The sequence below is a fragment of the Dyella sp. genome, from assembly GCF_035685885.1.
GTDB lineage: Bacteria > Pseudomonadota > Gammaproteobacteria > Xanthomonadales > Rhodanobacteraceae > Dyella.
Genome location: NZ_DASRZX010000114.1, coordinates 1 through 8,294 on the forward strand (window position 1 = coordinate 1; position 8,294 = coordinate 8,294).

General features: G+C 66.0%; 10 protein-coding genes. 2 read left to right on the forward strand and 8 right to left on the reverse strand.

The genetic code is table 11. The annotated features are described in order from the left end of the window. On the forward strand, positions 1-364 hold a 364-nt coding region (locus tag VFG49_RS13710; RefSeq protein WP_324861409.1), incomplete at its 5' end, for an arylamine N-acetyltransferase family protein. Between the two features lie 8 nt (positions 365-372). On the opposite strand, the gene VFG49_RS13715 is transcribed toward VFG49_RS13710, so the two are convergent. The 7 genes from VFG49_RS13715 to VFG49_RS13745 all read right to left on the reverse strand — a co-directional run bounded on the left by VFG49_RS13715 (position 373) and on the right by VFG49_RS13745 (position 6,938). Continuing rightward, positions 373-594: an RNA-binding S4 domain-containing protein gene (locus VFG49_RS13715; protein WP_324861411.1), complete on the reverse strand. Its 222-nt coding sequence runs from the start codon at positions 592-594 to the stop codon at positions 373-375. Between the two features lie 3 nt (positions 595-597). Continuing rightward, positions 598-1,032, reverse strand: coding sequence for a barstar family protein (locus VFG49_RS13720; RefSeq protein WP_324861413.1), 435 nt, complete (start codon positions 1,030-1,032; stop codon positions 598-600). Further along, positions 1,029-1,457 (reverse strand): ribonuclease domain-containing protein, encoded by a 429-nt coding sequence (locus VFG49_RS13725; protein WP_324861415.1) that lies wholly within the window; start codon positions 1,455-1,457, stop codon positions 1,029-1,031. Before VFG49_RS13725 ends, VFG49_RS13720 begins: the two co-directional genes overlap by 4 nt. A gap of 87 nt (positions 1,458-1,544) precedes the next feature. Continuing rightward, positions 1,545-2,270 (reverse strand): DUF4440 domain-containing protein, encoded by a 726-nt coding sequence (locus VFG49_RS13730; protein WP_324861417.1) that lies wholly within the window; start codon positions 2,268-2,270, stop codon positions 1,545-1,547. 72 nt (positions 2,271-2,342) lie between these two features. Beyond that, positions 2,343-3,185: a DUF72 domain-containing protein gene (locus VFG49_RS13735; protein WP_324861419.1), complete on the reverse strand. Its 843-nt coding sequence runs from the start codon at positions 3,183-3,185 to the stop codon at positions 2,343-2,345. A gap of 108 nt (positions 3,186-3,293) precedes the next feature. Continuing rightward, on the reverse strand, positions 3,294-4,109 hold the full coding sequence (locus VFG49_RS13740) for a helix-turn-helix domain-containing protein (RefSeq protein ID WP_324861421.1): 816 nt from the start codon (positions 4,107-4,109) through the stop codon (positions 3,294-3,296). A 384-nt stretch (positions 4,110-4,493) separates the two neighbouring features. After that, complete coding sequence (locus tag VFG49_RS13745) at positions 4,494-6,938, reverse strand: DUF3772 domain-containing protein (protein ID WP_324861423.1); 2,445 nt, start codon at positions 6,936-6,938, stop codon at positions 4,494-4,496. Between the two features lie 113 nt (positions 6,939-7,051). Here VFG49_RS13745 and nfi point away from each other — a divergent pair, with 113 nt between their 5' ends. After that, positions 7,052-7,720: a deoxyribonuclease V gene (gene nfi, locus VFG49_RS13750; protein ID WP_324861425.1), complete on the forward strand. Its 669-nt coding sequence runs from the start codon at positions 7,052-7,054 to the stop codon at positions 7,718-7,720. Between the two features lie 27 nt (positions 7,721-7,747). Here the strand turns inward: nfi and VFG49_RS13755 are convergent, their stop codons facing one another. Beyond that, on the reverse strand, positions 7,748-8,137 hold the full coding sequence (locus VFG49_RS13755; protein ID WP_324861427.1) for a Fur family transcriptional regulator: 390 nt from the start codon (positions 8,135-8,137) through the stop codon (positions 7,748-7,750). Positions 8,138-8,294 lie beyond the last annotated feature (157 nt).

Below are 8,294 nucleotides of genomic sequence, written 5' to 3' on the forward strand. Positions count from 1 at the left end.
CCTGATGCAGCGCGATGGCGACTGGCGCATGCAGGCGAACGTGCATGGCGAATGGCGCACGCTGTACCGCTTCGACCTGCAGCAACGTCCGCCGATCGATTACGTGGTGGCCAATCACTACACCGCCACGCACCCCGCATCGCATTTCCTGCATGGCCTGATCGTGGCCCGGACGCTGCCCGGCCGCAGGCTTGGCCTGCGCAACCGCGAGTTCGTGGTGCATCACACCGCTGGCGACTCCGTGCGTCGCACGCTGCAGGGCGTGGAGGAGATCAGGCAGGTGTTGCAGGAGTCCTTCGGCATCTGTCTGCCGGATCATCCGGAGCTGGACCGCAAGCTCGCGGCACTGCCCGAGACGCCCTAGCGTAAGGATCAATCCACGGCGTGCACGTGGATGACGAAGTCCTCGACCTGCACCACCTGGCCCGCGTGGATCTTGCAGGTCTTGCGCAGCTCCTGCACGCCGTCCACCAGCACGGCGCCGGTCGCGACGATGGCCTTGCCCGCGCCACCGCTGTCGCACAGGCCCACCAGCTTCAACAGCTGGTTGAGTTCCACGTAGTCGCGGTCCAGTTCGAAATCCAGTTCCTGCATCGATCAGTCTTCCACGTCGTCAAAGGCGCTTTCAGGGAGCGCGAAGAATACGAAGAACGGGGAGCCGGCGTCCTGCCAGTAGTCCACCGATTCCTCGAGGATGTCGAGCAGGGTGTCGAAGTCCTCCTCGTGGGTGTCACGCATGCCTTCGGCGTGGTCGAGCAGCAGGATGTAACCCGTGGCCTTCAGCCAGGAGAGGTCACGCAGGCTGTCGGCCAGCGCGTCCCAGTTGCGACCGAAGTCCGCCGGCAAACGCAGCGCCTGTGTCAGGCGATCGTAGAGCGCGTCGTGGCCGGTGTAGTCCGCGAGGTTCACGCGGCAGACGCGCAGGCCCTGCATGCCGGCTGCTTCGGCCAGCGGCTCCAGGTCGTCGGACGTGACGAAGAAAATCCCGCCGTGCGAGGCATCGCCGAAATCGAGATCGAACTGCGCATTCATCGAGATACCTCAAACGGGCGGAAAGTGCGGTAGTGGTCGTCGGTGTAGTAATAGGCCTGCGGTGGGTTGCCGCCGGTGATGATGCGTCGCGCACCGCGATAATCCAGTCCGGGCGTCTCCACCGTGTACTCGTGGTAATAGCCTTCGGGCATCGAGGGCAGGCGGCCCTCGCGGTTCTGGAACACCACGCCATCCTGGCGATGTTCGAACGGCCCGCCGCGCGCAATGCGCGACAGTGTATCGGCCGCCTCGGGCGGCAGGAACGACGGCAGCGCGACGCCTGTGGTGTCTGCGCGCGCGTTGCCCGTGGCGTGCGGCACCGCCGCGTCGTTGGCGGGCGGCGCCGGCTCAGGCGCGTGCCTTCCCCATAGCAGGGCCGCAAGGGCCAGCACGGCGAGCATGAGCAATGGTTTGAGTGCGCGCATGGCCGGACGCCTCGTGAGAATGGTCGCGAGTGTAGAGCTTATGCCGCGCTTGCGTCGTACCGAATGGCGCTGGACCCGGCGGTGCGATCAGCTGGTCTTGCGGAACTCCAGGCCGTTGCCTTCACGCCGCGCCGCAAAGCCGGTGATCTTGCCGTTGCCATCGCGCTCGAAGATCCGCCGCGTGCGCGCTTGTCCGGGCGTGAACAGCACGTCGCGCAACTCCGCCAGCAAGGGGGTGGGTTTGGCGCCGTTGGTGGCGCTGAACAACTCGCTGCCCTGTCGCGTGATGGTCACGCTCAGCCCCGGCGCAGCCTGGTACGTGCCCACATACTCGTCCAGTTCGCGCGGGCTCAGTGCACGGGACGGCGGGTCGTCGGAAAGCGCGACCGTCTGGCTGGAAATCATGCGCCAGGCATCGCCTTCGTCCAGCCACACCTCGGTCGAGCGGAAGTTGTGCTTCGTGACCTGGTCTCCTACGCGAAAGGTTCCGTTGTCGGTGAAGCGGGTCACCGCCACCTTGCCGTGGATTTCGATCTGGAAGTCCGTCTGCACGAGATGGTTGCTGACATTCTTCGGCGGCGGTGGACCCGGCGCGATGATGTCCTGCTTGCTGGCGATCTCTCCGCCTTCGTTGATGAAGATCACGCGGTCATCAAGATAACGGGCAAGCGTGGCCACGTCGCCCGAAGCAGAGGCATCGGAGAATTCCTGCGACTGGCGCTTGATCTTCGCCGCGATGTCTTCGGCGGCAAGGGCAGGGGCAACAGCGAGGGCAGCTAGCACGGTCACGGCGCACGGCAGGAAGCATCGCATGGCGGTCTCCAGTGGATGCCGCCACTGTATCGTTGCCGCCGCGCCCTTCATGTGCCAGTGGTCGTGGCGGCGCTAGCCCTTGGCGTCGACGCGCTCCTGCATGGCCACGGCCGCCGCCGGGTTGCGTTCCTTGGCGCTGCTGATGAAGTAGATGAAGACGTCGCGCGGCTTCTTCTGCACGTGTGGCGCGGACACGTGCGGCAACTCCGCGGGGTCGCCGCCCTCGGCCCATTGCAGGGCGCGCTGGGTCCAGGCATCGAGATCGGCAGGCGCGTAGCCCGTGTCGATGTGTGATTCGCTGCGCATCAACCGGGCATAGGCGAAATCGCCGGTGAGGTCGGCCAGCGACGGGTATTGCGGCGAATCGGTGAAGACGGTGGGAATGCGGTGCTTGCGCGCCAGCGATACGTAGCGCTCGTCCAGGAAGCTGCGATGGCGCACCTCCAGCACGTGACGCATCGGATGGCCGTCCAGCTCGCGCGGCAGCAGATCGAGGAAGGCCGCCAGGTCGTCCGCATCGAACGGGCGCGATGGTGGCAGCTGCCACAATACGGGACCGAGCCGGTCGCCGAATTCCGCCAGGCCGCCGAAGACAAATCCCTCGATGCCCCGCGCCGTATCGGCCAGCCGCTTGCCTTCGGTGATGTAACGCGGCGCCTTCAGCGAAAAGATGAAGCCATCCGGTGTTTCGGCCGCCCACTTCGCATACGTCGCCGGTTTCTGCGCGCCATAGAACGTGCCGTTGATCTCGATCGCACGCAGCTGGCGGCTGGCGAATTCCAGCTCGCGACGTTGCACGAGACCGGCCGGATAGAAATTGTTGCGCCATGGCGCGAAGTTCCATCCGCCGATGCCGACGCGTACATGCGAGGCGGGGCCCTTGCCGGGACGCTGGGAAAAGAGGTCGTTGGACATCGATATCGTTCCGGTGTGGGGTAGCGAGTGTGCCATGTCATGGCCGCTCTTCTGTAGGAGCACACCCAGTGCGCGATCGCAGCCTCGGGGAACTTCGCGGATCACCCGTCAAGTCAGCGGCACATGATTGGCATAAGGACCCCGCGCCGCCACGAATGCCGTAGGCGTCATCCCCGCAAAGGCGCGGAACTCATGGACGAGATGTGCCTGGTCGCCGTAACCACCATCGAGCGCCACCTGGCTCCAGTCCACCTTGTTGCTGGCGTAGACAGCGTCGACCACGGCACGGAAGCGCATCAGCCGCGCATAACGTTTCGGTCCCATGCCCACCTGTCGACGAAACAGGCGGCCGAAGCGGTATTCGGACAGTCCCGTTTCGCGCACCAGCGCCCCGATGCGCATCACCTGCGGGCAACGACCGATGCGATCGAGCGCGTACTGCACCTCCGGCGCCAGCGCGGGCATGCGCATGCGTGCCAGCAACCATTGCTCCAGCACGCGTAGGCGTTGTATGCCGTCGGCCGTGTCCAGCAATTGTTCGCGCAACTGCCGCGCACTGGCGCCGAAGATGTCCTCCAGGCCGATGTCCTGTGCCATCAGTGCTTCGTGATCCTCGCCGGTCAGCGCGTGTGCGCCACCGGGGCGGAATACCACGCCCATCACCCGCACCTGCTCCGCCGTGTCGATGATCTGGCTGCGCAGGCATGGGCCGCCGATCACGGCGGCGGGTGCGCGGATGCAGCGACGTTCGGCGTCGTCGGTATAGACGCGCGTTTCGTCCTCGTGAAGATTGATGATCAGGGAGGCGCCCGGCACGGGCAGCACGCGTTCGAGATGATGGTCCGCTGGCGGAGCGGACCAGTCCCACAGGCGCGAGACCAGGCCATCGAGCGGTGGCGAAGGTGCGACGACGTGGTGTTCCATCGGCGGGCTCCGGGCGAGGCCCCGAGTTTAGGGCAACACTGATTAAGTATCGCTGTCGTCACCCGTCCTGTCTGTTCGCAGGCCACAGGGCGGTCGACGCACGCGGGGAGCGGCCATGGATGGCCGCGGCTTTGAGGAGCGAGGAGGGCAGCCTGGCTGGCTGTCGAGACGACCGACCGAAGGCCTGCAGACAGACAGGACGGGCCCAAACATGCTGAAATTCGAGTGGTGGGGTGATGTCTGGAAGTCCCCCAGCCTGCGCCGCATGGCTTGGCAAGACGGCCAATCTTCCCGGCGCCACGCGACACAGCCTGGGGGACTTCCAGACATCATGACGACGGCGATACTTAATCAGTGTTGCCCTAAGCCGATGGCTGCGCGCTGTCAGGTCTTCGTGAACGGTGTGACCGGGCTCGCCGCATTGGTCGGCGTCTCGGCGCCCGGAGGATGCATGGTGCGCACCACCATGTCCTGCGGCGTGGTGAGCGGCAGCTCGGACTTGCGCAGGCGGTCGATGATCTCGAACAGCAGGTCGCTCTTCACGTTGCCCGAATCGCGCGGATTATTCACATAGGCGGTGCACACGAACATCAGCGAACCGGAGTCGATGCTGTCCAACTGCACGGAAGGTGAGGGCGACTGCAGCGTGGACGGATGGTTGCGCAGGATGTCCAGGATGATCTGGCGCACCTTGGTCGCGTCGGTGCTCAACGGCATCGGCAGGCGTATCTGCACGCGGCCTTGCGCGTTGGCCAGCGTCACGTTGCGCACGTTCTGGGTAATCAGCTGCGAGTTCGGCACGATCACGACGGAGCGATCCCACTGCTGGATTTCCGTGGCGCGCACGTTGATGCGCTTGATGTCCCCTTCCACGCCGCTGAGGCTCACCCAGTCGCCTACTTTCACCGGGCGTTCGGCCAGCAGGATCAGTCCGGAAATGAAGTTCTGCACGATCGCCTGCAGGCCGAAACCGATGCCCACCGACAGCGCGCTGGCTACCCACGCGATGCTCTGCACATCGACCTTCAGCGCCCCTAGCACCAGCACGAACACCAGGATGCCGCCGACATAGCCGAGCAAGGTGACGATGGACGTCTGCATGCCGACGTCAAGCGACGTCTTGGGCAGCAGCTGCGTGCTCAGCCAGCGCTTGATCAGGCGCAGCACCACCGCGCCCACGAACAGCACGAACATCGCGTTGAAGATGCTGGTGGGGTTGATGGTAAGCGTGCCCAGCGAACGACCGGCGAACAGCTGCGAGCCGCGATCCACCAGTTCGGTGGGACCGGCGCCGTAGGGCGCAAGCAAAAGCGGCACGGCAAGCAGCAGCAGGAAGGCACGCGTGACACCGGAAATCACCGTCGCCGTCTGCTCCATGCGAGCCGGTGCGATGCCGAAGGTCTCCTGCAGGCGCGCGCCGCTGCGTGAGTCGGGTGACAGCAGCGATTCGCACAGGTCGTTGACCAGGTGCATCAGCAGGTACAGCACGGCGATCAAAAAGCCCGCCCGCACCATCTGGCGCGCCACGAAAAAGGCCAGCGCGATATAGCCGGTGAGCACGCCGAGCAGCACCACGATCGTGCTGGCGAAAGCGCAGGCCACCATCACGCCGACCCACAACGGGCGCTTGGCGGGCGTGCCACCGCCCGCAATGAGGGCATGGCGCGCCTTGCCCATGCGGACGAGGGCGGAGCCGACGATCAGTCCGATCACGGTGGCTGCCAGCGCGTTGGCGGCCATGGCGAAGCCGAGGCTGGCGCCGATATCGCTGGTCACGCGCTCGACCACGCCCAGCAGCAGCATGCTCAGCGCCATCAGTGCGGGGAACAGGCGCAACCGATTGGCGAGGTCATCGGAAATAGGCGGAAGGCGCCACGACGGGCGCCGCGCACTGAGCATCGCGCGACCGAGTCCCGCCAGAATCGCCGCGAAGAACGTGAGCGTGACCAGCGGACGAGCGAGGTTGTCCAGTTCGTCGTCGAAGACACCGTTCCAGTTCACCGCGAGGTAGATGAACCATGCGGTCAGGCCGTAGGTGAAGGTGGTGATCAACGCGATCAGCAATGCCATCACGCTGCGGCGGAGATGGCCCGACGGCAGGTACTTGCTCGCCAAATCCAGGCCCTTGTGCTCGAGCAGTCGACGGCCACCAACGATCAGGGCGACTGCCGCGAGCAGCCACAGGATGAAGGGCGCGCGATTACCCGGCTGCCACGCCTGTGCCAACGCTCCCTTCAGGCCGGCCCCCAGCAACGCGAGGCTCGCGGCGTCGTCAGGCATGTTCTGCGCAAGCCGACTCCAGAACGCGCGGCTCAACGGCGACGCGGTACGCTGGCTGATCTGCGCCTGGAACAGGTCGCGACGCAGGCCGGCGATCTGCGTGGTCAGCTGCTGGCTTTCCAGGCTGAGCGACTTGGCCTGGGTGAGCTGGCCGTCGAGATCGGTCTTGTCCTTGGTGAGCTGCCGGCGCTGAGCGGCCACTTCCGGCGCTTCGGCAGGCGCGCCCTTGGCGGGCGCCGGGCCCAGCACGTCGAGCTTGGCCTTCAGTGCATCGACCTGCGGGATCAGGCTTGCCGTCAGCTGGTCCGCCTGTTGCTGCACCGTGGCCGCCTTGGCGCGGGCATCGCTGAGGATGGTGTCGGTCAGCTTGCCCTTGTCGGTGATGGCCTGCTTGATCAGGTCGACCTGCGCGCTCAGCTTGTCGGGCGAGGCCAGCGTGGCCTGCGGAATCTGCGCCGCGGCCTGGCCGTTGTTGTTCTGCGCGAAGACGGGCGTGGCGCTGCCAATGGCAACCAGCAGGAGAAGGAGCAAGCGAAGCAGGATAGGCATGGCGGCATGATCCGGGTGCATTCCGGAGCGGTCAATGAATTCCTGCCTTGACGTTCCGTTCAGTAGCTGGCATTCACGCTCCCGTGATGAACTCCGTCACCCATGCGCAAGCCATGCCCCCTTGGGATGGTGACATCGCCAAGGCGCGCGCCTTGCAGACAGCCTTGGCGAAACAGACGCGCCTGGTGGATGACCACCCTCCGTTGAAGCTGATTGCGGGCGTCGATGTGGGATTCGAGGAAGGCGGCGCGGTGACGCGGGCCGCAGCGGTCTTGCTCGACGCACACACGAAGGAGCCGCTCGCCGAAGTCGTGGCCAGGCAACCCACGCGCATGCCCTATATCCCGGGCCTGCTGTCGTTCCGCGAATTGCCGGCGTTGCTGTCGGCGCTGGATCAACTCCAGCAGGTACCCGACCTCATCTTCGTCGACGGCCATGGCATTGCGCATCCGCGGCGACTGGGGATTGCCGCGCACCTGGGCGTGGTGACCGGCCTGCCTACGATCGGCGTGGCGAAATCGATCCTGGTAGGCACGCACGCGGCGCTCGGACCGGCGCGTGGCGAACGCGTGCCGCTGATGCACCACGGCGAGATGATCGGCTGGGTGTTGCGCAGCAAGGATCGCGTGCGCCCGTTGGTCGTGTCGCCGGGTCATCGGGTAAGCATGGAGGCCGCCCCGGAACTGGTGCTTGCCTACGGCGGAAAATACCGCTTGCCCGAACCGACGCGACTGGCGGACCGGCTGGCGTCGCGGCGCGGTCGCAACAAAGCCGCGCACTGAATCCGGCGGGTTGCCGAAGAAAAGCGTTCAACGCGTGAAGGCGCGTTCCTTCAACGGCACGAGTCGATAGCCAAAGGTCGCCGCGAGTCGGGCGACGGCGGTCAGCGCCACCGGATCGCGTGGTGTATCCGCGGCGGCCTGGGTTCCGGCGAGGCGCCAACGCGATCGCCCATGCGCTATCGGGCGGGACCATGCCAGCCCCGCTGATTCGAGTTCGCGCAGGAAACGGTACACCGTGCCCAGGCTGGTCCGCGGTTCCAGCAACTGCGCCCGACGCAGGATGTCCACTGCGTCGGGCTCGTCGCTGGCATCGCCAAGCACCTGCCATATCGCCAGGCGCGGAGGCGTCGCGCGCAAACCCGCCTGCGCGAGCGACGCGTGCGCGTCGGTCGGCAGGGCGAGCGTGGGCTCAGCCATCCTTGCGGCCCTTGGTGATCTCCTCGGCGGCCTTCTGGATGATGTCGCGGATGCGCTTCACCTCGGCCGCGTTCCACGGACCGCCGTGCATGAACAACGCGCGCTTGAGGTTGTGCATCGCTTCGCGCAGGGCCATCGGCGCCGCCGCGCGGGCGAA

Excerpts from the sequence above, each read along its gene's own strand:
- VFG49_RS13715 (WP_324861411.1), bottom strand. The coding sequence starts at position 594 with ATGCAGGAACTGGATTTCGAACTGGACCGCGACTACGTGGAACTCAAC.
- VFG49_RS13720 (WP_324861413.1), bottom strand. The coding sequence starts at position 1,032 with ATGAATGCGCAGTTCGATCTCGATTTCGGCGATGCCTCGCACGGCGGG.
- VFG49_RS13725 (WP_324861415.1), bottom strand. The coding sequence starts at position 1,457 with ATGCGCGCACTCAAACCATTGCTCATGCTCGCCGTGCTGGCCCTTGCG.
- VFG49_RS13730 (WP_324861417.1), bottom strand. The coding sequence starts at position 2,270 with ATGCGATGCTTCCTGCCGTGCGCCGTGACCGTGCTAGCTGCCCTCGCT.
- VFG49_RS13735 (WP_324861419.1), bottom strand. The coding sequence starts at position 3,185 with ATGTCCAACGACCTCTTTTCCCAGCGTCCCGGCAAGGGCCCCGCCTCG.
- VFG49_RS13740 (WP_324861421.1), bottom strand. The coding sequence starts at position 4,109 with ATGGAACACCACGTCGTCGCACCTTCGCCACCGCTCGATGGCCTGGTC.
- VFG49_RS13745 (WP_324861423.1), bottom strand. The coding sequence starts at position 6,938 with ATGCCTATCCTGCTTCGCTTGCTCCTTCTCCTGCTGGTTGCCATTGGC.
- nfi (WP_324861425.1), top strand. The coding sequence starts at position 7,052 with ATGCCCCCTTGGGATGGTGACATCGCCAAGGCGCGCGCCTTGCAGACA.
- VFG49_RS13755 (WP_324861427.1), bottom strand. The coding sequence starts at position 8,137 with ATGGCTGAGCCCACGCTCGCCCTGCCGACCGACGCGCACGCGTCGCTC.